General features: G+C 45.3%; 28 protein-coding genes, 1 tRNA gene, 1 riboswitch and 1 other annotated feature. Of the genes, 2 read left to right on the plus strand and 27 right to left on the minus strand.

Features of this window, described 5'->3' with window-relative positions:
• Positions 1-17: 17 nt before the first annotated feature.
• The 14 genes from ilvN to BDD39_RS11020 form a co-directional block, all read right to left on the minus strand.
• Positions 18-536 carry an acetolactate synthase small subunit gene (ilvN, locus tag BDD39_RS10955; RefSeq protein WP_341801465.1) on the minus strand — a complete coding sequence of 173 codons (519 nt, stop codon included), beginning with the start codon at positions 534-536 and terminating at the stop codon, positions 18-20.
• Entirely contained in the window at positions 515-2,248 is a 1,734-nt protein-coding gene (gene ilvB / locus BDD39_RS10960) for an acetolactate synthase large subunit (RefSeq protein ID WP_166910588.1), read from the minus strand. The genes ilvN and ilvB overlap by 22 nt, the downstream gene beginning before the upstream one ends.
• 75 nt (positions 2,249-2,323) lie before the next feature.
• Positions 2,324-2,593, minus strand: a binding site (T-box leader).
• A 21-nt stretch (positions 2,594-2,614) separates the two neighbouring features.
• The gene (gene ilvE, locus BDD39_RS10965) at positions 2,615-3,514 is read right to left on the minus strand and encodes a branched-chain-amino-acid transaminase (protein ID WP_166910590.1); all 900 of its coding nucleotides are present in this window, start codon (positions 3,512-3,514) and stop codon (positions 2,615-2,617) included.
• 266 nt (positions 3,515-3,780) lie between these two features.
• Positions 3,781-3,854 (minus strand) — tRNA-Arg (locus BDD39_RS10970).
• A gap of 217 nt (positions 3,855-4,071) precedes the next feature.
• Positions 4,072-4,581, minus strand: a complete 510-nt coding sequence (locus BDD39_RS10975) for a metallophosphoesterase family protein (RefSeq protein ID WP_166910592.1) — start codon at positions 4,579-4,581, stop codon at positions 4,072-4,074.
• A 6-nt stretch (positions 4,582-4,587) separates the two neighbouring features.
• On the minus strand, positions 4,588-5,193 hold the full coding sequence (locus BDD39_RS10980) for an XTP/dITP diphosphatase (RefSeq protein WP_166910594.1): 606 nt from the start codon (positions 5,191-5,193) through the stop codon (positions 4,588-4,590).
• Entirely contained in the window at positions 5,190-5,960 is a 771-nt protein-coding gene (gene rph, locus BDD39_RS10985; RefSeq protein WP_166910595.1) for a ribonuclease PH, read from the minus strand. The genes BDD39_RS10980 and rph overlap by 4 nt, the downstream gene beginning before the upstream one ends.
• A gap of 142 nt (positions 5,961-6,102) precedes the next feature.
• Positions 6,103-7,179: a GerMN domain-containing protein gene (locus tag BDD39_RS10990; RefSeq protein WP_166910597.1), complete on the minus strand. Its 1,077-nt coding sequence runs from the start codon at positions 7,177-7,179 to the stop codon at positions 6,103-6,105.
• Between the two features lie 99 nt (positions 7,180-7,278).
• The gene (gene racE, locus BDD39_RS10995; protein WP_166910599.1) at positions 7,279-8,073 is read right to left on the minus strand and encodes a glutamate racemase; all 795 of its coding nucleotides are present in this window, start codon (positions 8,071-8,073) and stop codon (positions 7,279-7,281) included.
• A 10-nt stretch (positions 8,074-8,083) separates the two neighbouring features.
• Positions 8,084-8,527: a MarR family winged helix-turn-helix transcriptional regulator gene (locus BDD39_RS11000; RefSeq protein WP_166910601.1), complete on the minus strand. Its 444-nt coding sequence runs from the start codon at positions 8,525-8,527 to the stop codon at positions 8,084-8,086.
• 246 nt (positions 8,528-8,773) lie between these two features.
• The gene (locus tag BDD39_RS11005) at positions 8,774-8,998 is read right to left on the minus strand and encodes a helix-turn-helix domain-containing protein (RefSeq protein WP_166910603.1); all 225 of its coding nucleotides are present in this window, start codon (positions 8,996-8,998) and stop codon (positions 8,774-8,776) included.
• A gap of 185 nt (positions 8,999-9,183) precedes the next feature.
• On the minus strand, positions 9,184-9,945 hold the full coding sequence (gene sdhB, locus BDD39_RS11010; RefSeq protein ID WP_166910605.1) for a succinate dehydrogenase iron-sulfur subunit: 762 nt from the start codon (positions 9,943-9,945) through the stop codon (positions 9,184-9,186).
• Between the two features lie 3 nt (positions 9,946-9,948).
• Positions 9,949-11,706: a succinate dehydrogenase flavoprotein subunit gene (gene sdhA, locus BDD39_RS11015; protein ID WP_166910607.1), complete on the minus strand. Its 1,758-nt coding sequence runs from the start codon at positions 11,704-11,706 to the stop codon at positions 9,949-9,951.
• A 35-nt stretch (positions 11,707-11,741) separates the two neighbouring features.
• Positions 11,742-12,350, minus strand: coding sequence for a succinate dehydrogenase cytochrome b558 subunit (locus BDD39_RS11020; RefSeq protein WP_166910609.1), 609 nt, complete (start codon positions 12,348-12,350; stop codon positions 11,742-11,744).
• Between the two features lie 260 nt (positions 12,351-12,610).
• Here BDD39_RS11020 and BDD39_RS11025 point away from each other — a divergent pair, with 260 nt between their 5' ends.
• Positions 12,611-13,063 carry a DUF2507 domain-containing protein gene (locus tag BDD39_RS11025; RefSeq protein ID WP_166910611.1) on the plus strand — a complete coding sequence of 151 codons (453 nt, stop codon included), beginning with the start codon at positions 12,611-12,613 and terminating at the stop codon, positions 13,061-13,063.
• A 35-nt stretch (positions 13,064-13,098) separates the two neighbouring features.
• Here the strand turns inward: BDD39_RS11025 and BDD39_RS11030 are convergent, their stop codons facing one another.
• The 4 genes from BDD39_RS11030 to BDD39_RS16450 form a co-directional block, all read right to left on the minus strand.
• Complete coding sequence (locus tag BDD39_RS11030) at positions 13,099-14,322, minus strand: aspartate kinase (RefSeq protein ID WP_166910613.1); 1,224 nt, start codon at positions 14,320-14,322, stop codon at positions 13,099-13,101.
• A 102-nt stretch (positions 14,323-14,424) separates the two neighbouring features.
• Positions 14,425-14,605, minus strand: a riboswitch (Lysine riboswitch).
• Positions 14,606-14,674: 69 nt separating this feature from the next.
• Positions 14,675-16,447 (minus strand): excinuclease ABC subunit UvrC, encoded by a 1,773-nt coding sequence (gene uvrC / locus BDD39_RS11035; protein WP_166910615.1) that lies wholly within the window; start codon positions 16,445-16,447, stop codon positions 14,675-14,677.
• 18 nt (positions 16,448-16,465) lie between these two features.
• A complete protein-coding gene (locus BDD39_RS16445; protein WP_243846024.1) occupies positions 16,466-17,080 on the minus strand; it encodes a hypothetical protein in 615 nt (204 codons plus the stop codon).
• 50 nt (positions 17,081-17,130) lie between these two features.
• Positions 17,131-17,835, minus strand: coding sequence for a hypothetical protein (locus BDD39_RS16450; protein ID WP_243846025.1), 705 nt, complete (start codon positions 17,833-17,835; stop codon positions 17,131-17,133).
• Positions 17,836-17,950: 115 nt separating this feature from the next.
• Between BDD39_RS16450 and BDD39_RS11045 the strand changes: the two genes are divergently transcribed.
• Positions 17,951-19,609, plus strand: coding sequence for an IS1634 family transposase (locus BDD39_RS11045; RefSeq protein WP_015863777.1), 1,659 nt, complete (start codon positions 17,951-17,953; stop codon positions 19,607-19,609).
• Between the two features lie 246 nt (positions 19,610-19,855).
• Here the strand turns inward: BDD39_RS11045 and BDD39_RS11050 are convergent, their stop codons facing one another.
• From BDD39_RS11050 to BDD39_RS11095, 9 genes are all read right to left on the minus strand, one after another.
• Positions 19,856-20,137 (minus strand): hypothetical protein, encoded by a 282-nt coding sequence (locus tag BDD39_RS11050; protein ID WP_243846026.1) that lies wholly within the window; start codon positions 20,135-20,137, stop codon positions 19,856-19,858.
• 350 nt (positions 20,138-20,487) lie between these two features.
• Positions 20,488-20,802, minus strand: coding sequence for a thioredoxin (gene trxA, locus BDD39_RS11060; RefSeq protein ID WP_166910617.1), 315 nt, complete (start codon positions 20,800-20,802; stop codon positions 20,488-20,490).
• 174 nt (positions 20,803-20,976) lie between these two features.
• Positions 20,977-21,954: an electron transfer flavoprotein subunit alpha/FixB family protein gene (locus BDD39_RS11065; RefSeq protein ID WP_166910619.1), complete on the minus strand. Its 978-nt coding sequence runs from the start codon at positions 21,952-21,954 to the stop codon at positions 20,977-20,979.
• A 29-nt stretch (positions 21,955-21,983) separates the two neighbouring features.
• Positions 21,984-22,757 carry an electron transfer flavoprotein subunit beta/FixA family protein gene (locus tag BDD39_RS11070; protein ID WP_166910621.1) on the minus strand — a complete coding sequence of 258 codons (774 nt, stop codon included), beginning with the start codon at positions 22,755-22,757 and terminating at the stop codon, positions 21,984-21,986.
• Between the two features lie 64 nt (positions 22,758-22,821).
• Positions 22,822-23,592 (minus strand): enoyl-CoA hydratase, encoded by a 771-nt coding sequence (locus tag BDD39_RS11075; RefSeq protein WP_166910624.1) that lies wholly within the window; start codon positions 23,590-23,592, stop codon positions 22,822-22,824.
• A gap of 29 nt (positions 23,593-23,621) precedes the next feature.
• The gene (locus tag BDD39_RS11080; protein ID WP_166910626.1) at positions 23,622-24,206 is read right to left on the minus strand and encodes a TetR/AcrR family transcriptional regulator; all 585 of its coding nucleotides are present in this window, start codon (positions 24,204-24,206) and stop codon (positions 23,622-23,624) included.
• Between the two features lie 101 nt (positions 24,207-24,307).
• Positions 24,308-25,981 carry a long-chain-fatty-acid--CoA ligase gene (locus tag BDD39_RS11085; RefSeq protein ID WP_166910628.1) on the minus strand — a complete coding sequence of 558 codons (1,674 nt, stop codon included), beginning with the start codon at positions 25,979-25,981 and terminating at the stop codon, positions 24,308-24,310.
• Between the two features lie 112 nt (positions 25,982-26,093).
• Positions 26,094-26,258: a hypothetical protein gene (locus BDD39_RS11090; protein ID WP_166910630.1), complete on the minus strand. Its 165-nt coding sequence runs from the start codon at positions 26,256-26,258 to the stop codon at positions 26,094-26,096.
• 14 nt (positions 26,259-26,272) lie between these two features.
• Entirely contained in the window at positions 26,273-26,680 is a 408-nt protein-coding gene (locus tag BDD39_RS11095; RefSeq protein ID WP_166910632.1) for a DUF350 domain-containing protein, read from the minus strand.
• Positions 26,681-26,691 lie beyond the last annotated feature (11 nt).

Consider the following 26,691-nt stretch of genomic DNA (forward strand, 5'->3'; position numbering starts at 1 on the left):
TCCTTTTTTGTAGTTTTTTAGATAATGAAAGCAGTTTTATAGGTAGCGGCTGTTTTTTGAGAGCCGCGTGTAAACGCCGTTGTTCCAGTTCTTGCCACTTCTTTGATGCCATAAGGCCGTAACAGTTCAATCAGCGCTTCGACTTTTTCCGACTCACCTGTAACTTGAATCACAAGGCTATCTTTACTAACGTCAACGACTGAAGCGCGAAACGGTTCAATCAATGTATAAATTTCTTGGCGAAGCGCAGGAGTCACCGATACTTTCACCAGCGCCAGCTCGCGCGCGACGATCGCTTGGTCGGTAATATCGTTGACTTTGAGCACATCAATTTGCTTATTCAGCTGCTTAATAATTTGCTCGGCCGTCCGCTCATCTTCGACATTGACGACAAAAGTCATGCGGGAAATTCCTTCGATTTCTGTATGGCCAACCGTAATGCTTTCAATGTTATAATGCCGCTTTGTAAATAACCCGGTAATGCGGTTGAGAACACCAGGACGATTATTGACAGTCATTGTGATGATTCTCCGCACGCTTTCACCCCCACCATTTCATGCAATCCTTTTCCAGGCGCGACCATTGGATAGACGTTTTCATCCGCTTTCACATGGAAATCAAGTAAAACCGGACCGTCGATCGCAAATGCTTTTTTCAGTACCTCCATTGCTTCCGCCTCCGTTTTCGCTCGGAAGCCAGGCATATTGTATGCCTCTGCTAGTTTTACGAAATCCGGCTGATTTGGAATGAGAGAATGAGAATATCGTTTTTCGTAAAAAAGTTCCTGCCATTGGCGAACCATGCCGAGCGCTTGATTATTGACGATGACCACTTTAATTGGCAATTGCAGCTCTTGAATAACCGATAACTCTTGGAATGTCATTTGAAAACCGCCATCGCCGACAATGGAAACAACCGTAGCGTTTCGATCCGCCAATTGAGCGCCGATCGCCGCTGGGAGGCCGAATCCCATCGTTCCGAGCCCGCCGGAAGTCACCCAGCGATGCGGTTTATTAAACTTGTAGTATTGCGCCGCCCACATTTGATGCTGGCCGACGTCGGTAGTAATAATGGCTTCCCCGTCCGTTAATTCATAAATCATTTCCACTAGTTTTTGCGGTTTAATTGTTTGTCCGTCTTCTTCGTAATAAAGCGGAAACCGCCGTTTCCATTCATTTAACTGGCTCAGCCATGCGCTTGTGTCCGCTGGCTTTCCTTGCTGCTGAATTAATTCTTGCAAAGCTGCTTTCGCATCGCTGACGATCGGGATTTTTGTCGGCACGTTTTTCCCGATTTCCGCCGGATCAATATCAATGTGAGCCACCGTCGCCTTTGGCGCGAAGTATTTCAAGTTTCCTGTTACGCGATCATCGAATCTTGCTCCGATATTAATAAGCAAATCGCATTCATATAACGCCATGTTTGCTGTATAGGTTCCATGCATGCCAGCCATGCCTAAAAACAACGGATGATCGGCTGGGAAGCCGCCCAATCCTAGCAATGTATGAACAACTGGGATGTTTTGCTGTTCCGCATATTGCCGCAATTCGTCCGCGGCGTTGGCGTGCAGTACTCCCGCCCCCGCTAAAATAACCGGTTTTTTCGATTGGCTGACCGCTTCGACAAGACGGCGGATTTGCAAGTGGTTCGGCTGGGTTGTCGGCTGATAGCCCGGCAAATGAACTTCCTCTTCGTAATCGAATTCTCCCTCCGCTGTCGTAATGTCTTTTGGAATATCGATAAGCACCGGGCCGGGTCTTCCTGTTGTAGCAATGTGGAACGCCTCTTTAATAATTTTTGGGAGCTCGCTAATATCCCGCACTTGGTAATTATGTTTCGTGATTGGCATCGTAATCCCGACGACATCCGCCTCTTGAAACGCATCTGATCCAATGACGCTGGTTGCCACCTGGCCGGTAAACACGACAAGCGGCAGCGAATCCATCATTGCGTCTGTTAAGCCTGTCACAATGTTCGTTGCTCCCGGCCCCGATGTGGCAATCACCACCCCCGGCTTTCCGGAAATGCGCGCATACCCTTCAGCCGCATGAATCGCTCCTTGCTCATGTCTTGTTAATACATGGAATACTCCCGATTGATATAATTTGTCATAAAGCGGCAGCACCGCGCCGCCCGGATATCCGAAAATCACTTCTACCTTTTCCGCCTTTAATGCTTCAATGAGCATCAGCGCCCCGCTCATTTTCGTTTTTTCTTTTACCTTTTCCTCTACTTTCATCCTCGTCATGCGCCATCCTCCCCTGTCTTTTTCGTCACATATGAAAAAAACCTTTTCACCCACTATGACCTACTTTGCTTCGGTCAAAGGGGCGAAAAGGTTTCCTTTCCGCGGTACCACCCTTCTTCGTGGCCATATCGACCACCTCAGGAGCAATTGAAAAAAGTTCAATTGCTCTTTTTAGTAACGAGTGAAGCAAATGCTGCCCCACCCGTCCAACCCTACTAGTCGCATGACGTTCAGGCTGGCGCTCAGAGGTGAGTTCATCAAGCGGCAACATCACCGGTTTTCAGCTCCCCCGGCTCTCTGTGGATGTTGTCCCCGCTGACTACTTATCCTCTTCAACGCTTTTTCTTATCCAATTATCATGGTTCATTACCCGACATTCGCATTCGTTGGATATACTTTTACCCCTTCGGAAACAACGCGACGTCTAAATTCTTCTAGCAGCCGCTTTGTATGCGGTCCTGGTACTCCTTCGCCGATGACGCGTCCATCAACCTTCACCACAGCGATCACTTCTGCGGCCGTTCCGGTTAAAAAGACTTCATCAGCCACATAAACGTCATGGCGCGTAAACGGCTCTTCTTTTACGACATAGCCAAGATCTTGGGCAATCTCGATAATCGCTTGGCGTGTAATTCCTTCGAGCGCCCCGACATATCCAGGCGGTGTATAGACGACGTTGTCTTTAATGATAAAAACGTTATCTCCTGAACCTTCGGCGACATACCCTTGATCGTTTAAAATTAGTGCTTCGCTTACATTCGCAAGATGGGCTTCGATTTTGACAAGGATGTTGTTCAAATAGTTCAGCGATTTTACTTTCGGACTGAGTACATCTGAGCGGTTTCTTCGCGTTGCAACCGTCACCACTTCAATCCCTGTTTCATATAATTGTTTTGGGAACAATGCTAACGGTTCGGCAATGATCACTACTTGCGGTGTTTTGCAATTATACGGGTCGAGTCCTAAGTCGCCGACTCCGCGTGAAACAACAAGGCGAATGTAGGCATCTTGATATTGGTTTCTTCGTATCGTTTCGACAATATAATCGATTATTTCTTCTTTGGTATAAGGAATGGTGAGTAAAATTGATTTAGCGGAATTGTATAGGCGATCTATATGCTCATGCAATCGAAATACGTTGCCGCTATAGACGCGAATGCCCTCAAATACACCGTCGCCATATAAAAAGCCGTGATCGTATACGGAAATTTTTGCGTTTTCTTTTGTCACAAATTCGCCGTTTAAAAAGATCCATTGTTCACTCAATTTTGTTCCCCTCTTCCTTGATAAGTGCGACGCTTCTATTGTTCAGCATCTTGGTAATGATGAATTCGTTTCATTTGTTTGAAAATTATAATAATCCGAAAATAAGAGGGAGTCAATACTATTTTTTTGAATATTTCGATTCGTTAGACTATTTGTATGCGCTTACATATTGATAGAATCAATGGTTTTCCGCCCATAAAAAATTTTTGTCCGCATAAAAGCGAAACCCTCCTTTTCGGCAAACCGAAAAGGAGGGTTTTGTTCAGCGTCCCAGGAGAGATTCGAACTCCCGACCGACGGCTTAGAAGGCCGCTGCTCTATCCAGCTGAGCTACTGGGACATGGTATTCATGTTATTAAGGACATCTTTGGCTCGTTGTCCCTTCCTCTGCTAGCTAATTCGAGGAAGCGAGATGCGTCGGGACAACTCGAAGCAGATTCATGGATGTAGAGCTCGTCACTCCAACCATGAAAAATTTGCTATTGTCAAAGACAGTGTATATTATAAAAAATTTTTTTAGTAAAGTCAAGATGGAAAGAGCGGGGGAACTCCCCCGCTCACATGGCAAATGTTTTGGCAAGCGATGGTATTTCTTTTCCATCAAGGCCGTAAAATTGCACGGTTGCGTTTCCGTTTTCTATTTGCAATAGTGCGTATGTCTTTTCTTTTCGTCCTCTTGGCAATAAGATGCTGCCTGGATTGATAAACAAAATATCATCGATTTTTTCAGCTCCCGCAATATGGGAATGGCCGAAACATACGACGTTGGCCTTTGCCTCTTTGGCCCGATAGTACAAGTTCAGCAACGACATTTTGACGTTATAAAGGTGGCCGTGGGTGATGAAAAAGCGGACGCCTTCCACCTCTTCGATCCGCTCGTTTGGAAAGGCGGCGGTGAAATCGCAATTTCCGCGCACGATGAGGAAATGGGCGATTTCTTTCTGATCAGGGGACAATTCCGAATCTCCGCAATGAATGAACACGTTTGCTTCATGTCGGTGGCGCGCCGCGATTTCTTCTAGCTCGTTCGTTAACCCATGGCTATCGCTGACAATCAATGCTTTCATGTTCGCTTACTCCTTGCCGTTTATAATTTCATCCCACTGTTTATCTAATTTTTCTAACGCTTTGGCCCGATGGCTGATTTGATTTTTCTCTTCCGCCGATAATTGTGCCATCGTTTTTCCTTTTTGTGGGATGTAAAAAATCGGATCATAGCCAAACCCGTTTTCTCCTTGCGGTTTTTCGGTAATGTATCCTTCACACGTTCCCTCGACAACCGTGGTGCGCCGGCCTGGGGCGGCGACGGCAAGTGCGCAATGGAAACGGGCGGTTCGCTTTGCGAAAGGAACCCCTTCTAACTCTGATAACACTTTGGCGATGTTTTTTTGATCGTTCTTTTCTTCTCCGGCGTAGCGGGCGGAATATACACCTGGCCTTCCGCCTAACGCGTCAATCGACAGTCCAGAATCGTCGGCAATGACCATCGTGTTGAAATAGCGTGCCATCGCTTCTGCTTTTAGTATCGCATTTTCGGCAAACGTGCTGCCTGTTTCTTCTACATCAGGGCAATCAGGAAAGTCAAGAAGCGATTTTACTTCGACCCCTCTTTTTCCAAGAAGCGCCTGAAACTCTCGCGTTTTTCCGGCGTTTTTTGTCGCGATAATGACTTGTTTCATGATGCACTCCCACTTTCTCCGTTTCGTTTCATGTCAATTTGCAGAGCAAGCTCCCCTAACGTACTCCGCTGAATTTCAATCAGCTGTTGAATTCCGAATTGCGCCATATCTAATAGCTCATTTAATTGTTCGCGGGAAAACGTCGCTTCTTCCCCTGTCCCTTGAATTTCAACAAAGCGTCCCTCTCCTGTCATCACCACGTTCATATCAACTTCGGCTCGTGCGTCTTCGCTGTAGTTTAAATCAAGAATAATACCGTGTTCCGGATCGATTCCGACGGATGTTGCCGCGAGGAAATCATGGACAGGAAGTTCGTCTATTTTCTTTTCCTCGACTAATTTCGCAAATGCCAATACCATTGCTACGTATGCTCCTGTAATCGATGCGGTCCTCGTTCCCCCGTCTGCTTGAATGACGTCGCAGTCAATCCATACCGTTTTTTCGCCCAGTTTGTCCAATTGCACAACGGAACGAAGCGCTCGTCCGATCAGGCGCTGGATTTCCATCGTGCGTCCTGACACTTTTCCTTTGCTGGACTCCCTCACATTCCGCTGCTCTGTCGCTCTCGGCAGCATTGCATATTCCGCCGTAATCCATCCTTTCCCGCCGCCGCGCATAAACGGAGGCACTTTATCATCAATGCTCGCCGTACAAATGACTTTCGTATCGCCAACGGTAATCAATACGGATCCTTCCGCATGCTTAATGAAATGTTTCTCCATATGTACAGGGCGCAGTTGCTTATTATCTCTGCCATCGATCCTCATGAGAAAGCCTCCTTTGCCATAAAAAGAAAGAGGTAGAACATCGTCTACCTCTTTTTTATATCATAATATTGTATGGAACTGCCAGTCACTCCATCTATATTACATATTTTTCTGAAATAATATAAATCCTTTTACCATTCAGTTAGAATTTTCCGGTATTTATATTTACTGGTCTTGTTACAGGTTTGGATAACGGTTTGCCGTCTTCCCTTACTAGATTGGCTTTTCCATTTACCGTAATGGCGACGCTTTCCACTCCTTTTTGCTCCGTTAGCGACAAAACAAGACAGTTTAATACATCGTCAGCAATGACATTTTTCTTATTGCTGCCGTAAATCCCTTCGTTAAAGTTTAATGTCACCTTTCCGTTTTCATATTTTGGTTTTTCCAATAGCTTTGTATCTGGCTGAAACTCGCTGACAAGCCCGCTGCCATAGCTTGGCCCTTTTATTAACTCGTTCACAGCAGCGGTAATATCGTCTTTTTCTTTATTGGACACGCGCCGTGTCACTGGAACGTAGTACGTTTCATTTCCTTGCTGTTCAACAAAATAGACCGTAACTGGATGGGTGTTTGTAATATCATTGACACCGCTGTCATCCATATTAATCCCATCCTCACGGCTGACCCCACCTTGGATAGGGGTTTTGTTGACTGGCATCACGTCTTGGTCATAGCCGTTAATACGAATTTTGACTCTTTTTACATTATCAAACTGTGTCAGTGTCCATGTAATAGCTTGCAAAATTTTTTTCTCGTCTTCTGGTTTATAATGAGCAAACTCTGGAGAAAAATCGGCAATAAGCGTCCCATCCTTCTCTAACTTAGTCCCTAACACTGTTGTACCTGCCGGCAAGACAGCGCGAAATCCGTTTGGCAATATTTCTGAAACAGGACCGTCTTCCACTAAGTATTCGAGCACTTGCTTCGCTACCGCCTTTGTTTTTGGCAATTCTACCGTTTGCGGTACCACAAAACCATTTTTATCAATTAAGTAAAGTTCTCGTTTGACGGTTTCCACCGCTTTTTCTCCATCTTGTTTTCCCGCTTTATCTTTTGTTACTTCTTGCAATGATTTACCATCTTTTAAGTAACTGACATCTTGCGGTGGATCGATTTCTTTTACAGCTTCGTCCTTTCCAAATAATCCACAGCCACTAAGCAATAACAGCGATGTCACAACGGATGCGACTAATTTCCACGTTCCCCGATTGAACATAAAAATTCCCTCCTACTCATAGTTTGTACTACTATGTATACGAGCTTTTTGGGAAAATAGAATAAAAAAATCCTTTAGCCTTGTGGCTAAAGGATTTTTTTATAATTCAATCGTCTGAACGCGTTCAATTGGCTTTCCAAACCATTTGGAAGCAATTTTTTCGAACAGCTCCTTTGACCCTGTGGTGAAGAATAAATGTTCTACTTCTCGCTGTCCCGTATAAAGAAGATGGCTATGATGCAAAATTGCACTAACTTCACGGGCCGTTTCAACCCCGGAGCAAATCAGCTTGACGCGTTTTCCCATATACTCCCGAATCAACGGGCTTAGCAATGGATAATGAGTACAGCCTAAAATAAGAACATCGATATTGCTAGATCGGAACGGCTGCAGGGATTCGGCGACAACGTTTCGCGCTTCTTCCCCTTCAAAATTTCCGCTCTCTACAAGCGGCACAAATTTTGGACATGCTAAACTTTCGACATGGACACGGGGATTAATCGACTTTAATGCCTGTTCGTAAGCACCGCTTTTTACCGTACCAACGGTGCCAATGACGCCGATGTTCCCATTTTTTGTTACTTTCAGCGCGGCACGTGCTCCGGGGTGGATGACGCCTAATACCGGAATATCGAGTTGTTTGCGAATTTCGTCCAAAACGATCGCCGTTGCTGTATTGCAAGCAATCACCAGCATTTTAATATTATACTGCAATAAATAATTCGTCATTTCCCATGTGAATTGACGAATTTCTTCCTCCGGACGCGGTCCATATGGACAGCGCGCCGTATCTCCAAGATAAATAATCCGTTCTTTTGGTAATTGTCGCATAATTTCTTTTGCAACCGTTAATCCACCGACTCCTGAATCAATAACACCGATTGGTCTTTCCAAGTGATCGCCCTCATTCTTTCTTCATTTCTTGATGTAATTTGCGTAAGCATTTTTTCAAAAAAGCAATTTCTTCTTCAGAAAAATTTTGCAACATTTGCGCCAAGTCGTGTTGGCGCTTTGCAATGACTTCCTCAATAATGCGTTCTCCTTTTTCAAGGAGATGAATGCGCACAACTCGCCGATCATGCTTATCTTTTACTCTAGCAACGAGCCCGTTCCGCTCCATTCTGTCTACCAGATCGGTTGTTGTGCTGCATGCCAAATACATTTTGTTCGATAATTCGCCGATCGTCAAGTCCCCTTCTTCCAATAACCATTGCAGCGCGACAAATTGCGGCGGCGTAATTGGATATTGCGTTAAAATTTCACGGCCGCGTTGCTTTAAATTAGCTGCAATATATCGAAGCAACTTTTCCAATTCTGCAACAGTCTTTTCATCCATCGAAAGCGGCATACGATCTCCCCTACAAAACTACATTTATTATTTTTAACGTTTTTCTAAAAAAATGCAAGAACGATGTCAGACAACCAAATCCTTTTATGTCGTTCGACATAATTCGATATATTTCATTTTACACCACTTTTCCCCATAATCAATATAAAAATTCATGTCCGTTCACCAACATAACGAAGAAAGAACCACTTTGCGATTAAAAAATAACAAACCGGCTACCTTAAAAATAAGGTTAGCCGGCATTGTTTATAGTTCAAGCTCCCCCATTCGAAGCAGTTCAATAACTGCTTGCGAGCGCCCCTTTACTCCAAGCTTTTGCATTGCGTTCGAAATATGGTTGCGAACCGTTTTTTCGCTAATAAACAATTCTTTCGCGATTTCTTTCGTCGTCTTGTCTTGAACTAATAATTCAAATACCTCTTTTTCTCTCTTGGTTAGCAATGGCTTTGGTTGAAATGGTTTGTCCTTCAAGTGTTGTAACCCTCCTTGCTTTCACTAGACCTGAACTACCGGATGGGTATTTACTCACCATATAGTATGTGAAAGCAAGGGTTGCGGTGATGGAATTTCGCTTATCTAATAGAAAAATAGGTATTTTTTCTAAACAATCACGAAAAAAATCCTCCTCATGAAAACCATGAAGAGGATTTTTATTATTACACTTCGTCGCTTCCAAAGAAATCGCGGAACATTTGAATTGTTGTTTCGCGGTTTAGCGCGGCAATGGACGTCGTCAGTGGAATGCCTTTTGGACAAGATTGCACACAGTTTTGCGAGTTGCCGCAGTTTGCCAAACCGCCGTCTCCCATGATCGCTCTCAGCCGCTCTGCTTTATGCATCGCGCCTGTTGGATGGGCATTAAAGAGACGAACTTGTGACAGCGGTGCTGGGCCGATAAAGTTGGATTTGCTGTTGACGTTTGGACATGCTTCTAAACATACGCCGCATGTCATACATTTCGAAAGTTCGTATGCCCATTGCCGTTTCCGTTCCGGCATGCGCGGACCAGGACCTAAGTCGTACGTTCCGTCAATTGGAATCCATGCTTTTACTTTTTTCAATGAGTCAAACATGCGGCTGCGGTCGACTTGCAAGTCACGCACGACTGGGAACGTCCGCATTGGTTCCAAACGGATTGGCTGTTCTAATTTATCAATCAACGCCGTACATGCTTGCCGCGGTTTGCCGTTAATGACCATTGAACAAGCGCCGCATACTTCTTCAAGACAGTTCATTTCCCATACAACTGGGGTTGTTTTTTGCCCTTTCGCGTTAACAGGATTACGGCGAATTTCCATCAGCGCAGAAATGACGTTCATATTCGGACGGTACGGAATTTCAAATTCCTCTTCATATGGCGCAGAATCAGGACGATCCTGGCGTGTTATAATGAGTCGAATCGTTTTTTTCTCGCTCATGGTTTATTTCACTTCCTCTTTCTTTTTCGTGTAGTCGCGTTTACGTGGTTTAATCAGCGATACATCGACATCTTCATAATGGAACGCTGGTCCATCCGGAGTATAACGCGCCATCGTTGTTTTGAGCCATTCTTCGTCATTGCGCTCTGGAAACTCTGGTTTATAGTGCGCGCCACGGCTTTCATTGCGATTGTATGCCCCTAATGTAATAACGCGAGCAAGTTGAAGCATATTGTATAGCTGACGGATAAATGTCGCTCCTTGGTTGCTCCATTTGGATGTATCCGTTACGCTGATATTTTTATAGCGTTCGAGCAATTCTTGAATTTTTTCATCTGTTTTCAACAGCTTGTCATTGTAGCGGACGATTGTCACGTTTGCGGTCATCCATTCGCCAAGCTCTTTATGCAACACATATGCGTTCTCTGTTCCATCCATCGATAAAATGTTGTTCCAGCGTTCTTCTTCTTGTTTGACATAGCGATCGTACAATGATGACGGCATCGCGTCTGCCGATTTCTCGAGTCCGCGAATGTAGCGGACAGCATTTGGACCAGCAATCATACCACCATAAATCGCTGATAATAAGGAGTTTGCTCCGAGTCGGTTCGCCCCGTGGATCGAGTAATCGCACTCACCAGCGGCAAATAATCCTTTAATGTTTGTCATTTGATCATAATCGACCCATAGACCGCCCATCGAATAGTGCACAGCTGGGAATACTTTCATCGGTACTTTGCGAGGGTCTTCGCCCATAAATTTCTCATAAATTTCGATAATTCCGCCAAGTTTTACATCGAGTTCTTTTGGATCTTTATGAGAAAGATCTAGATATACCATGTTTTCGCCATTGATGCCAAGCTTCAAGTCAACGCAAACATGGAAAATTTCCCGTGCTGCAATATCACGAGGAACAAGGTTTCCGTAGGCTGGATATTTTTCTTCAAGGAAGTACCATGGTTTCCCATCTTTATATGTCCAGACTCTTCCACCTTCCCCGCGGGCCGATTCACTCATCAAACGCAATTTATCGTCGCCAGGAATCGCCGTCGGGTGAATTTGGATAAACTCCCCGTTTGCATAATAAGCACCTTGCTGATAGACAATCGATGCCGCCGAACCGATGTTGATAATCGAGTTGGTCGATTTGCCGAAAATGACTCCCGGTCCGCCTGTCGCCATGATGACTGCATCCGCAGGAAACGCTTTAATTTCCATCGATTTCAAATCTTGTGCAACAATCCCGCGGCAAATTTGTTCATCATCTAAAACAACACCTAAAAATTCCCATCCTTCATATTTCGTTACAAGCCCGGCTACTTCATGGCGCCGCACTTGTTCATCGAGCGCATACAATATTTGCTGGCCTGTTGTCGCTCCTGCGTATGCGGTACGGTGATGCTGTGTTCCACCGAAGCGACGGAAATCAAGCAACCCTTCAGGAGTACGGTTGAACATGACCCCCATGCGGTCAAGCATATAAATGATGCTCGGCGCTGCCTCACACATCGCTTTTACCGGAGGCTGGTTCGCTAAAAAGTCGCCGCCATATACGGTGTCGTCAAAATGTTCCCAAGGAGAATCTCCTTCCCCTTTTGTATTGACCGCGCCGTTAATCCCACCTTGCGCGCAGACAGAGTGAGAACGCTTTACAGGAACGAGCGAGAACAATTCTACAGGTACCCCTGCTTCCGCGATTTTGATCGTTGCCATTAGACCAGCTAGACCGCCGCCAACTACTATGATTTTTCCTTTTTTCATTGCTACTCACTCCCTAAAAGATTGCTAGTTGTGGATTAAGCAAATGCTAAAATGGCACGAATGCCAACAATGGAAAGCGCGACAAAAATGATCATCGTTAAATAAGTGAAAACTTGTTGCGAACGAGGAGACACCGTTAAACCCCAGCTTACGCAGAAAGACCATAAACCATTGGCAAAGTGAAACACCGTTGACAAAATTCCGACAATATAAAAGCCAAGCATAACCGGATTGTCCACAATATTGGCCATCATTTCATAGTTTACTTTCGCTCCGAGCGCGGCTTGGACGCGCGTTTCGTACACATGCCATGTAATAAAAATCAATGTGATAATTCCCGTGACCCGTTGTAATACAAACATCCAGTTACGGAAATATCCGTAATTTCCGACATTAAATTTCGCTGTAAAAGCGATATAAAGACCATAAATGGCATGGAACAGCAGCGGAAGGAAAATAACGAATATTTCTAGAAAGTAGCGGAATGGTAAATTCTCCATAAAAGAAGCCGCCCGGTTAAAGGCCTCCGGTCCTTTCGTCGCAAAATGGTTTACGACTAAATGTTGTACTAAAAAGACTCCTACTGGAATGACTCCTAACAGCGAATGAAGCCGACGGTAATAAAATTCGCGATTTCCTGCCATATGTAAACCCCCTTTAACGAATAACAGTGAAAAAATCGTGTGCTCCCCATCCACAATGAGTGAAATGTAACGGCTTCCATTTCCATGAATCATTGTGTCACATTCATTGTACCCCCACATTGTACAAGCGTCAAGAAAACAAATTCATAAAATGTTCAAACATTTTCATATGAAAATCGCAACGAAAAACAACGAGAAAGATAATGCACGTCCCCTTCTATTTCGCTATAATGATGAATGGATAGAAAGAGGGGAATCATGTGAAACTGCCAACGCTAGAAGAACAATATAAGGCATTAGAAGACATTTCTATTTCCGCGTTCGGCGCGGAACTTCTCCGGCAAGTTGTCCTTCCGGAATTGCTGGGAAAAGAAACGGCCAGCATTTTATATTGGGCCGGAAAAAGTTTAGCGCGCCATTACCCGCTCGCGACATTGTCCGATGTGATCACTTTTTTTGAAAAGGCCGGATGGGGAACGCTTTCTGTTGTCGAAGAACACAAAGATGAACTTCACGTCGAACTGTCCGGCACCATTATTGCCGCGCGGCTTGCTCTTCATGAGCATTGCACCTTCCAGTTAGAAGCAGGTTTTCTTGCCCAGCAAATTGAGCAACAAAAGCGCTTTGTCACCGAAGCGTTCGAACAACAAAAAAAGCGGGAAAATAAAGTGCTTATCATCATTAAATGGGACCTTAAACAGGAGATAGAATAATGAAAGAAGCCTGTCCGGAGCAGGCTTCTTTCATTTTATGCGCGCGCTGCCGCTGCTTCTTCGGCAAGCCCAAACGCTTCATGGAGCGCTTCGACTGCTCGAACCATATTTTTCTCATCGATGACAGTAGAAATTTTAATTTCCGACGTGCTAACCATTTTGATTTCAATATTCTGGCCCGCTAGCACTTCAAACATGCGCGCCGCCACTCCCGGATTCGAAATCATGCCGGAACCGACGATCGATACTTTGGCCAATCCGCTTTCATATTGTACGTTTACCCCTTCAAGCGATTGCAACACTTGAAGCGTTTCCGGCAAATCCTCCGTGCGAATCGAAAAAGAAACAGACGTAGTGTCTGCCTTCTCCGCGCTTTGAATGATGATGTCCACATTAATGCCGCGCTTTGCGAGTGCCGTAAAAATAGTCGGCAATGCATGTAAGCTGTTTCCAATTCCATTTACTGTAATTCGAGTAACTTGATCTTCAAAAGCGATTCCCCGTACGATTAAATGCTGTTCCATCGAAACTTCCCCTTTCACGATTGTGCCACTTTCATTTTCCATACTTGAGCGCACCTCAAGCAGCACTTCATAGTTTTTCGCAAATTCCACCGCGCGCGGGTGCAGCACCCCCGCTCCTAAATTAGCTAATTCTAGCATTTCATCATAGGAAATTTCTTTTATTTTCCGTGCTGTCTTTACGTAGCGCGGGTCGGTCGTAAACACGCCAGTTACATCCGTGTAAATATCACACTTATCCGCTTTTAACGCCGCCGCCAGCGCCACCGCCGTCGTATCGGAACCGCCGCGACCGAGCGTCGTGATTTCCCCTGTTTCCGTCACCCCTTGAAATCCGGCGACAATGACAATGGCCCCTTCACCAAGATGCTTGCAGATTCTTGCCGTATCGATACCCGTAATGCGGGCGTTTCCGTGCATTTCTTCCGTTGTAATCCCGGCCTGCCATCCCGTTAATGAAATAGCTTTATATCCCTTTTCATGCAATGCCATGGCAAGAAGGGCAATGCTCACTTGTTCCCCAGTTGCAAGCAGCATATCCATTTCCCGCTTGCTCGGCTGTGCGGAAATTTGTTTGGCCAGATCGACAAGTTTATCGGTTGTCTTCCCCATAGCCGAAACAACAACGACAACTTTATTTCCTTTTTCAACCTCCTCTATTACGCGATTAGCGACATGTTGAATTCTTTCGGTGGAACCGACGGACGTTCCACCAAATTTTTGTACGATGATTCCCATTACGTTTCACCCTTTTGCCTATTGTTTATAAATAAAAAACAGCAATGAGAGAAATCTCATTGCTGTGCATCACGAACACGAAAAAAGCGAATTCGCCTCGCACAGTGAGATAGCTCTCCAAGATGAATCACATCTTGACAGTCCTACATTTCTTAAACGCAGGACCAGCGGAAAAAGCAATGAGACTTTTTCCACTTCGGCGACGCTCCCCTTTCCACATCCGTCATCGGAACTCATTTTCCTCCGGATGTGTACTCTTGAAGTTCGCACCTCTATCTTCACTTCGGCGTTTGAAAGTGTATAAATATGAAATTTATTGCAATCATATCAAACTTTCATGTTGTTGACAATATTATTCTCGCAATTTCTCATAAATTTTTTCGGCAACGGAGCGCGGAATGTTTGCTTGTTGCAATTCTTCCACCGTTGCTTCTTTCATGTTTTTAATGGATCCGAAATGCTTCAATAATGCTTTTTTCCGCTTTTCCCCAACTCCAGGAATATCATCTAACACAGAGTGAAACATCGTTTTTCCGCGCGTTTGCCGATGAAATGTAACCGCAAACCGATGCACCTCATCTTGAATGCGCTGCAATAAATAAAACTCTTGGCTGTTTCGTTCTAATGGAACGATTTGCGGAGGATTCCCCATGATTAGCTCGGATGTGCGATGCTTGTCGTCTTTTGCAAGCCCAGCGAGCGGAATATCAAGTCCTAATTCGTTTTCAAGCACATCCCTTACCGCAGCTAAATGCCCTTTTCCTCCGTCAATAATAATCAAATCAGGAAGCGGAAGACCTTCTTTTAGCACGCGAGTATAGCGCCTTCTTACCACTTCGCGCATCGATTCATAGTCATCCGGTCCTTCTACCGTTTTGATTTTATATTTGCGGTACTCTTTTTTCTCCGGTTTTCCATCGATAAAGACAACCATCGCCGAAACAGGATCGGTGCCATGAATGTTGGAATTGTCAAACGCCTCAATACGGTGTGGCACAGGTATTCCCAATATTTTCCCTAAGTTTTCTACCGCTTTAATCGTTCGCTCTTCGTCCCGCTCGATTAAATAAAATTTTTCTTTCAACGCAATTGCCGCGTTTTTATTGGCCAAATCAACAAGTTCTTTTTTCTTTCCCCTTTTCGGCTGAACAACCGTTACTTCCAGCAGCTGCTCGGCAAGCTCGCCGTCAATGTCAGCAGGCAAAATGACTTCTTTCGGCTTAAAGTGGTTCGCTTTTGTATAAAACTGTCCCAAAAACGTCAGCAATTCCTCATCTGGGTCTTGATACATCGGAAACATCGATGCATCGCGCTCAATCAGCTTGCCTTGACGAATGAAAAATACTTGTACGCACATCCATCCTTTGTCATAGGCATAACCGAACACATCGCGATCAACGAAATCGTTCATGGTCATCTTCTGCTTTTCCATCGTTGCTTCAATATGGGCAATTAGATCGCGGTATTCTTTCGCCCGCTCAAATTCGAGCGCTTCGGCTGCTTTCATCATCTTTTTCGTGAGCTCTTCTTTTACTTCTTTATACCCACCGTTTAAAAAGCGAACGATTTGTTCGACAATTTCTTTATTTTGCTGTTCGGACACCGGATGCACGCACGGCGCTAGACATTGTCCCATATGGTAATATAAACAAACTCGGTTCGGCATGGTTGAACATTTGCGCAGCGGATAAATGCGGTCTAACAGTTTCTTCGTTTCATTTGCCGCCTGTACATGCGGATACGGTCCAAAATATTTTCCACCATCTTTTTTCACTTTTCGTGTAATGATTAGGCGAGGATGCTGCTCCGCGGTAATCTTGATAAACGGATAACTATTGTCGCCCTTGAGCATCACATTATATTTCGGATCGTACTTTTTAATTAAGTTCATTTCCAAAATGAGCGCTTCGATGTTCGAAGAAGTGACAATATATTCGAAATCGGCAATTTCGTTGACAAGCCGCAGCGTTTTTCCGTCATGCGTGCCGGTAAAATAGGAACGCACACGGTTTTTCAGCACTTTTGCTTTGCCAACGTATATTACTGTGCCGTTTTTATCCTTCATCAAATAACATCCCGGCTGCTCCGGAAGCACGGCTAATTTTTCTTTTAAGTGATCATGCATCATAATCACTCCATCAAGTTAATTCATCCATTCATACAGCGTAATGTTTCCGTACACTGGATCTGCCAGCGTGCTGGAACGATATGTTTTCACCCTCCGCAAATGGCCGGCAAGGGGAACTCCTCGCGCCCGAAATCCTTTCACAACATGGCCAGTCATATAAATTTTAGCATGTTGATAGTTCTCTTTGTCTTGTAAAAAAAATGAAAAGTGCAAAACGTCCTTATGGGGAAAATCCACATCTAAGTATTGTAGCACACGCGTTTCTTCCCATGTGTACAGAACGAATTTCTCTTTGCTGTTTTGTAAATCATACGCTAACTGATAGGTTGCCGGCAACTGTAATGCTTGCTCGCGCATATGCCATGTCCCCGTTACGAATTGCACGGCTAACACCACCATCGCTAGGCTCCATCGGTACATAGACATATGATTGCGGACAAAGCAAATCCAGCCATACAACAAAACAAGATGAACAAGCGGGAGAATGTGCCGCGGTTTCTCAATATTTTGCGCAAATAACACCCAAAGAAAATAAACAAATCCAGAAACAAGAAGCCAGCTCGGAAACGGGGATTTCCTTGACCGCCATATCGCCGTCCATGCAACCATATACAAAAAAAGCAGGATCACGTTTTGACTTGCTATCCCTGTCCATAAAATATTATAAAAGAAAAAATAAATCACTCGCTCCCATAACGGCTGCCCGTCGCTTGCTGCCGTTCCTCCCCACTTCTCGAAATGGCCGCTCGTAAATGAGAGAGCCAGTTTGAAAAAAGATTGGAAACTTCCTTCCGTCGCCGCGACCGCGGCAATCCAAATAAATTGGAAAAAAGCAGTCGCGTCAAAAAGCAGCAGATTCGAAGGACACTGCGATGTTTTTTCCAATCTTCGTGCCATAAAAACAAAATCGCTACAGCAAACGGGGCGTATGACAGGCGGATACCCATTAACAGACTAAACAAGGCAAGCGGGAGAAGCTGCATCCACCATGCATCATGCTTTCTTGCCAGTTCGATGGACCAAAAGTACCACCACAGCGCCCCTAACGCCGCGCCGTCCGACATCGGCTGGCCCGCAATCACCATGATATAGCTTGCCGATTGAAGGAGCGCGCTAATGAATAAGGACATAACCGTTGAATGATGCTTTTTTAACAGGAAAACCATCGGAATGGTTGCCGAAAACAAAGCAATGACATTAAAGATGGATAGTGCTTTTGCCGGATTGTCAACAAACGCATGAATAAGCATGCCGCCCAGCACGAAATATGGATAGCCCGGAAAATGCGGCTGCATGGCCAATAAATCATAGCGGTCTAACGCCAAAGCAAAATCGACCTGATCCCATGTCGCCGCATAAGGACTCGCATAGTATATTTCCAGCAAGAACAAACTTGCTAACTCACATTTCGCACCCTCTCGACGAAAATCGGGAGGATTTTTTCGTTCCGATGTCGAATGAATCCTTGACACACAAGGAACGTAAAGGAGTTTTTCACTTATGAACGTTCAAGTCAAAAAGGTCTATCGCAATTCTTATTTGAATATAATAAGTGCCCTATTCAAGAAACTGGGTCTGCCTCAATTGATTGACCATCTCGTGCCCGTCGATCCGCAGTGCCAAACGCGAGTCAGCGATGCCGTTCAGGCCATCCTCTACAATGTGTTTGACGGCCGGCAAGCCCTTGTTCACTTGGAACATTGGGCTCAGGAGGTCGATTGTGAGAAACTCATCCGTCCCGATCTCCATCCTTCCTGGTTGAACGACGATGCGTTGGCCCGTCATCTCGATCGCCTGTATGAGGCTGGCATTCACAACGTCATCAGCACTTGCTTGATTCATATTTATCGAAAAGAAGGCCTTTCCCTCCGAGCCTTCCACGCCGATACGACGGACAAGACCGTTTACGGCGCGTATGAATCGGCCTCGTTAGAGGCCTTACAAATCACACATGGCTACAACCGCCATCATCGTTGGCAAAAACAGATCGGTTTCGGACTGGTCGGCAACGAGGACGGCATCCCGTTTTACGGCGATGTGCACGATGGCAACCTGCCCGATAAAACATGGAATCCCGAGGTGCTGTCTCGTGTCCATGAACAGCTGAAGCAGGCCAAAATCGAAGACGAATGGATTTACGTGGCCGATTCCGCCGCGATGACGAAAGAGACCCTGGCGCAAACCAAAGCGGCCAACGCCTTTTTGATCACCAGAGGCCCTTCGTCGCTCCGGATCGTGAAAACCGCGCTGGCCGAAGCGGATGCTGAGGACACGACGTGGAGCGATCCCTTTACGTTGGCGGAGAGAAACGGCGCCACGTACCGGGTATGGGAAACGGCCTCGACGTATGAAGGCCACCCCGTTCGGCTGATCGTTGTTGAATCGAGCGCGCTCGACCAGCGAAAAGGAAAGACGCTTGAAAAAGAACGAACCAAAGAAGCGGAGCTTCTTCGCGAGGAACAAGCCCGTTGGGAGCGTCACCCCTTCTCCTGCCGGGAAGATGCCGAACAAGCCTTGGCGTCCCTCAAGGCGTCCCTTCGCCCCCGGTTTCATCGGGTTGAGGCCGCGGTCGAAGAGATCGTACGCCTGAAAAAACGGCGCGGACGGCCGAAAAAAGGGGCGGAACCCGAGGTGGAGACGCTGTATTTCTTGCACCTTGACGTCGAATTCGACCAAGACGCGTGGGAACAGGCGAGACGGAAAGCGTCCCGGTTTGTCCTTGTCACGACCGTTCCGAAGGAATGGAAGGGCCAACCCATGGATGCCCAAGAGATCTTGAAGCTGTATAAAGGGCAGATCTCGGTGGAAATGAACTTCGCTTTTTTGAAAGATCCGTTTTTCACGGATGAGATTTACGTCAAAAAACCAGAACGGGTCGCAGTATTAGGCTATTTGTTTCTGTTGGCCTTGGCTATTTACCGCGTTTTTCAGCGCCGAGTGCGTCAGTTTATTACTCCAGAACACCCGTTGAAGGGTCCTGGAGGCCGCAAGCTGACCCGGCCGACGGGACAGGCGATTTTTCAGCTGTTTCAATATGTGAACGTCGTCCTGTTCAAGCTGCCGGATGGGCGCATCCAACGCTCACTGGATCGCTCCCTTACCCCTGATCAGCGAAGGATTCTGCAGGGATTGGGCATGGATGAGAGCATCTACGTGTAACGTGATACGGAACGACCAGCGATGGTAAAAAAAGGATTGCCATCGCTCGTTGTGTTGGTCAAAAAGTTATTCTGAAAAACTAAATAAAAAATCCTTTGTTTTGACCTTGTTAGGGTGCGAAATGTGAGTGCTAACATAACGAAACTAAAATATGACAAAAATCGATTATTTCCTAGAAAATGTTTCATCGTCTTTCTCACCTTAACAAATAAGAAAAAGCACAAGACAAACCTGTCTTGCACTTTTTTACTCTTCTTCATATAGTTTTGTTACTTTATCAAAGTCAACTTTTTGCCCTTGCTTTGCTTTTTCTAGCTCCGCAAGCGCCTGTTTAAATACATCGGCGTAATTCGCTTCTTCTTTCTCTATTTCCGCCGCTTTTTCCCCCCGTTTCTCTTCTTTTGGTTTAGCGTCAGTTTGCTCGCTTTCCTCTGTTTTCATCGTTGCTGTTCCTTCGTTGTTCGAGCAAGCCCCCATCATCACCGCGACCGCGGCAAACATAGAAAGCAGCTTCCATTTGACTGACATTATGTATCCCACTGACACCTTTTTGATAATGATTTTCATCAGCATGAGTTGATTATATAATAGATAATGATTATCAAAGTTAATAATGTTTTTCATCAAATAAAAGAGCCTGCCATTGTTTTGGCAAGCTCTGTTATGCATTATACTTTGATAAATGAAGGGAAAAACTCATTCCCGACAACTTCTCCTTGGAGAGATGGTGCGGCTTGTTTTCCGTGATTTAACGCGGAAATAGCAGTTCAGCTACCCGGCGCACTTCTTCTAAATACGGGTACCGGATAAACAAAGTGTCGGAAATAAAAAAGAGATTCAGACAATATATTGCCCGAATCCCCTTGAAGAGAAAGGAATTATACGTGTTTTCCCAATAGTTGAACAAGCGCATCTTTCGGCTGATAGCCAATCGTTTTATCAACAAGCTCTCCATTTTTAAAAACGAGCAATGTTGGGATGCTCATCACACCGAATTTGGAAGCTGTTTCTGGGTTTTCGTCGACGTTTACTTTGACGATTTTTACTTTGTCGCCCATTTCTTGATCTAATTCTTCAAGAACCGGCGCGATCATGCGGCAAGGTCCGCACCAAGGTGCCCAGAAATCGACTAATGTTACGCCATCTTTCGTTTCTGTCGCAAACGTTTGATCTGTCGCGCTTACAATCGCCATTTTGAATTCCTCCTATTTCGCTATTGATGTTTTAAGCAAAGTATATCACGTAATGGAGTTTAGTGCGAATGTTTTGCTTCGTTTCTAATATTCGCTTTTTGGCAGGAATTATGCCGTCTGGCAGACAGCAGAAAACGAGCAAAGCAAATTTGCTTCACCCGCTTCCGAAAAGGTTTACGAATGCACTTTTAATTTTTTGAATTCTTCTGTTAACAACGGAACAACTTCGAATAAATCTCCGACAATACCGTAATCAGCCACTTTGAAAATGTTTGCTTCCGGGTCTTTGTTAATCGCTACGATGACTTTCGAGTTTGACATACCAGCTAAATGTTGAATCGCTCCTGAAATGCCGCATGCGATATAAAGGTCTGGCGTGACGACTTTTCCTGTTTGCCCGATTTGCAACGAATAATCGCAATACCCTGCGTCGCACGCACCGCGCGATGCGCCAACGGCACCGCCTAGCACTTCAGCAAGCTCTTGCAGCGGTTTAAATCCTTCGGCGCTTTTCACGCCGCGGCCGCCGGCAACGATGACTTTTGCCTCAGACAAATCGACGCCTTCCGCGGTTTTGCGGACGACTTCTTTCACGATTGCGCGCAAATCTTTAATGTCGACGGAAACCGTTTTTACTTCTCCAGAACGGGATTCATCACGCTCTAGCGGCTGGATGTTGTTTGGACGTACCGTCACAAAGATAATGCCGTCTGTAACGATTTTCTTTTCAAACGCTTTTCCGGAATAAATCGGGCGCGTAAAGACAAGATTCCCGCCTGCTTCTTCAAGCGCCACCACGTCAGATACAAGGCCGGAGTTTAATTTAATGGCCAATTTTGGCGACAAATCTTTCCCTAATGCAGTATGGCCGAATACGATTCCTTCCGGTTTTTCCTCTTCAATGACCGCTTTCAATGCTTGAGAATAACCATCGGATGTATAATTTTTCAAATTCGGATGCTCAACGACCACCACGCGATCGGCGCCGTGGAAAAATAACTCATTGGCATACGATTGGACGCTTTCGCCGACAAGGACAGAAACGACTTCCCCGCCTTGAGCGATCGTTTTTGCCGCAGCAATTGCCTCGAACGATACGTTTCTTAATGATCCGTCACGAACTTCTGCTAATGTAAGTACTTTGCGTGCCATTTTTCAGTCCCCCTACTTTATTGATAAAATCAGACTACTTTTGCTTCGGAACGCAACAGCCGGACAAGCTCTTTCACTTGATCTGCAATGTCGCCTTCGAGAATTTTTCCAGCTTCCCGTTTCGGCGGCAAGAATACTTCGATCGTTTTCGTTTTCGCTTCGACATCTTCTTCCTCAAGATCTAAGTCATCCAATTCCAATTCTTCAAGCGGTTTCTTTTTCGCTTTCATAATACCTGGAAGCGATGGATAGCGCGGCTCGTTTAATCCTTGCTGTGCAGTGACTAGCAACGGCAACGACGTTTCGATAATTTCTTCGTCTCCTTCCACATCGCGGACAACCGTTACTTTATTGCCGTCAATATCTAATTTCGTAATCGTTGTGACATACGGAATGCCAAGCAACTCGGCAACGCGCGGACCGACTTGTCCCGAACCGCCGTCAATAGCCACATTTCCAGCCAAAATCAAATCCGGATTTTTGTCTTTCAAATATTCGGCAAGAACTTTCGCCGTCGTGTATTGGTCTTGTTCTTCGACATCGTCTTCAATATTAATGAGCACCGCTTTATCGCAACCCATCGCAAGCGCCGTGCGCAATTCTTTTTCCGCATCCTCATTGCCTACCGTCACAACCGTTACTTCGCCGCCATGTTTATCGCGCACTTGAATCGCTTCTTCGATGGCGTATTCATCGTACGGGTTAATAATAAACTCTGCCCCTTCTTCGTTTACTCTGCCATTGGCAATCGTGATTTTTTCTTCTGTGTCAAACGTGCGTTTCATCAAGACGAAAATGTTCATGTGAGCCCCTCCTTGTTTTGATCAAACATTACTTCAGTTTGAAAGATTCTGTTAATTTTAAACATTATTTTCCTCGAAAGACGGGCGCCCGCTTTTCAATGAAAGCTTGTACGCCTTCTTTTGCATCTTCTGTTGTAAACATGCTTCCAAACAGCTCCGCTTCCTCACGCACCGCTTCCTGGAATGGTTTTTCTTTAAATGAATTTAAAAGCTGCAAAGTGGCGCGAATCGAAATCGGGCTTTTTTGCGCAATTTTTTTAGCCAATCTTTTTGCTTCCTCCAACAATTGCTCTTCCGGCACCGCTTTGTTCGCCAATCCCCACTGAACTGCTTCAGTTCCAGTAATCGGTTCGCTCGTCCACATCATCTCAGCCGCTTTGCCGAAGCCGACATAGCGAGGAAGCCGCTGCGTCCCGGCAAAACCAGGGATAATGCCAAGCTGCAGCTCTGGCAGGCCGAGTTTGGCGTTTTCCGAAACAATGCGGATATGGCAGCTCATCGCCAGCTCTAATCCACCGCCTAGCGCTGCGCCATGGATAGCTGCAATCACTGGTTTTGGAAAGCGCTCGATGCGTTCCAATACTTGCTGGCCATTTTGTGACAGCGCTCTCGCTTCGTCGCTCGATAAGGAAGTAAACTCTTTAATATCTGCTCCTGCGGAGAAAAATCTTCCTTCACCGTGAAGAAGCACAACACGGACGTTATCATCCGCTTCCAGCTCATCGAGTACGGCTGAAAGCTCTTTCAATACGGCGGATGAAAGAGCGTTTGCCGGAGGACGAGAAAAGGTGACGTCCGCGACAAACTCCTCTTTATGAATATGAAAAAATTCCATATGTCCTCTCCCCTTTCCACAATGCGAAACTAAGAAGCAGCACAACCTTTTGTTAACAGTTCATACACTGGTTTCGCCAAGGCAACGAGATCATACTTTTGGTCATTCATGACCCATGTCGTCACCGTTTCGTCAATCGTTCCAAAAATCATTTGCCTTGCTAAACGGATATCTAAATCACGGCGAAATTCGCCCTTTTCGATTCCTTCTTTTACAATTTCATCAATAATCTGTAAATAACCTTTTAATACCTCATTAATGCGATGCCGTAATTCTTTATTCGATTGACGCAATTCCAATTGTGTGACGATGGCTAGATGATGATCTGCGGCCAGCGACTCAAAATGTTTTTCCACTAATACGTACAATTTCTCCAAAGGGCTCGAAATTCCTGCTATTTGTTGTTCAATTTTCTCGATAAAGGAGCCCATTTTTTCTTGAAACAGCGATATAAGAATATCTTCTTTATTTTTGAAGTAAAGGTAAATGGTTCCGTCCGCGACCCCCGCTTGTTTTGCGATTTTCGATACTTGCGCCTGGTGGTAGCCATGTTCAGCAATAACGACCACTGCAGCGTCAATAATTTGTTTAAATTTTGGCTTATCTCTCCTCAATACTCATTCTCCTTTACGAAAATATGAATGATGGTTCATTCATATTTTCATTTTACGAACTGTTGATTTATTTTGTCAAGCCTAAGTTGGACAAGAAGAAGTTATTCTTTTTTTCGTTCTTGCTCGAGCAAGGTACGGCGCAAAATTTTCCCCACTGCTGTTTTTGGAAGCGCCGGGCGGAACTCATAAATGCGCGGCACTTTATACGCTGCCAGACGGCTGCGCATAAATTGGTCCAATTCTTCTTCTGTGCACTGTTCCCCTTGTTTCAGCACCACAAACGCCTTCACCGTTTCCCCACGATACTCATGCGGCACACCGATAACTACCGCTTCCTGTACTTTCGGATGCTGATATAGTACTTCTTCGACTTCGCGCGGATAAATATTGTATCCACTCGCAATAATCATATCTTTTTTGCGATCGACGATGTAAAAATAGCCGCGTTCATCCATATAGCCGACATCGCCCGTATACAGCCAGCCGTCGCGCAACACGCTTTCTGTTTCGTGAGGCTGATTCCAATAGCCTTTCATTACTTGCGGTCCGCGGACAACCAGTTCGCCGATTTCGTTGACTTTTGCTTCTTCTCCTGTTTCTAAAGAAATAATTTTTGCTTCCGTATCCGGCCACGGCACACCGATGCTCCCTTTTATCCGTTCTCCATCCCAGACGAAATTGCTGTGGGTAACAGGCGAGGCTTCAGTCAGTCCGTATCCTTCAATCAGTTTTCCACCAGTTGCTTTTTCGAATTTTTCTTGCACTTCGACCGGCAAAGGAGCCGAACCGCTAATGCACACTTTAATGGAGGACAAGTCATAGCGCGCCAAATCGGGATGGTTGAGCAGCGCAATATACATCGTCGGCGCTCCTGGAAACATCGTCGGTCTTAACTTTTCAATCGTTTTTAATGTCGTTTCCGCATCAAACTTCGGCAACAGAATCATTTTATACGCCTGCATGATCGCTAAATTCATTACGGTCGTCATGCCGTATACGTGGAAAAACGGCAAGATGCCTAAAATCGATTCCGTTGCTTTATCACAACGGTACATCCAATGGACGCACATTAACGTATTGGCGATTAAATTTCGGTGCGTCAGCATCGCCGCTTTCGGCACGCCGGTCGTTCCGCCCGTATATTGCAAAAGCGCGACATCTTCCACTGGATCGATCTCCACATTTGGCTCCGCTGTGTTTCGCTGAAGCATAATTTTTGAGAATAAATGCTGGTCGCTCTGCTCTTTCACTTTGACAATAACCGGCTGCTGCTTCCGCTGCACGAGAGGATAAAGCCATTTTTTCACCGTCGGCAAATAGTCTTTCATACTTGTAATAATGAGATGTTTCACATTTGACTTCACTTTCGCTTTGGCCGCTTTCGGATAAAGCATGTCAAGCGTGATCAGCACCGTTGCGCCGCTGTCGTTTAGCTGGTATTCCAATTCATGCTCCGTATAAAGCGGATTCGTCTGCACGACAATGCCGCCCGCAAACAGCACGCCATAATAGCTGATGACCGCCTGCGGACAATTTGGCAGCATAATCGACACGCGGTCGCCTTTTTGCAGGCCGATTTGTTTTAAATAATTGGCTAACGTGAGCGCCTGTTCATATACTTCACGGAACGTAAGCGTTTTCCCAAGAAAATAAATCGCATCATTCTCTCCAAATTCCGCTGCCGTTTCCCGTAAGTAATCAGGCAATGTTTTATTAGGATAGTCAAGGCGATGCGGAATTTCTGGTGGATAATGTGCAAGCCACGGCTTTTCCATCGTATCCCCCCATATCCGGAATGTTCAGATGATTTATTTTTATTTTATTACACTTTTGTGAATTTTACATCAAAAAAGAAGCCCCAAAAGTTACCTTTTGGGGACGCCTTTTCTATAAAAAGAGATAAAGAAGACCGATCAATACAAAAAAGGCACATAAAATAAACAATATTTTCGATAATGTTTCCATCGTTTTATTTTTCACGGCTAAATATACGATACTGCCGATGAGAAAAATTCCGCCAAAAATAAGCAGCACTCTCACCAATGTTTCCATGTCTTGATCTCCCTTTAGTGAATTCCTTCGCCAATGACAAAAGACAAACCGACGGAAATAACCATGGAAATCAAGCCGACAGCCCGATTATCCTTGGCAATTTCTTCGTCAATGTTAAATTTCGGGGTAAGAAATTCATAAATAAAATACGCGATCAGCAGCAACAGAAAACCATATACGCCCCAGCCGATCACTGCCGGCAATGAATCGTGATGGCGGAGGGCATAGCGGAAAATATTGGCGATGCCGAAAATTTTTCCGCCGGTCGCCATCGCCACTGCGACATTTCCTTTTTGAATTTCTTCCCAATTTTTATACTGGGTCACTAGCTCAAATATCGTCAAAAAGATGACGATGCATAAAACCGCCACGCTGAAATTGGCGGCAATTTTTACAATTTCATTTTCCCAAAACGCCTTCATCCGGCTCTCTC

It is taken from the genome of Saccharococcus thermophilus (genome assembly GCF_011761475.1).
Taxonomy (GTDB): Bacteria; Bacillota; Bacilli; order Bacillales; family Anoxybacillaceae; genus Saccharococcus; species Saccharococcus thermophilus.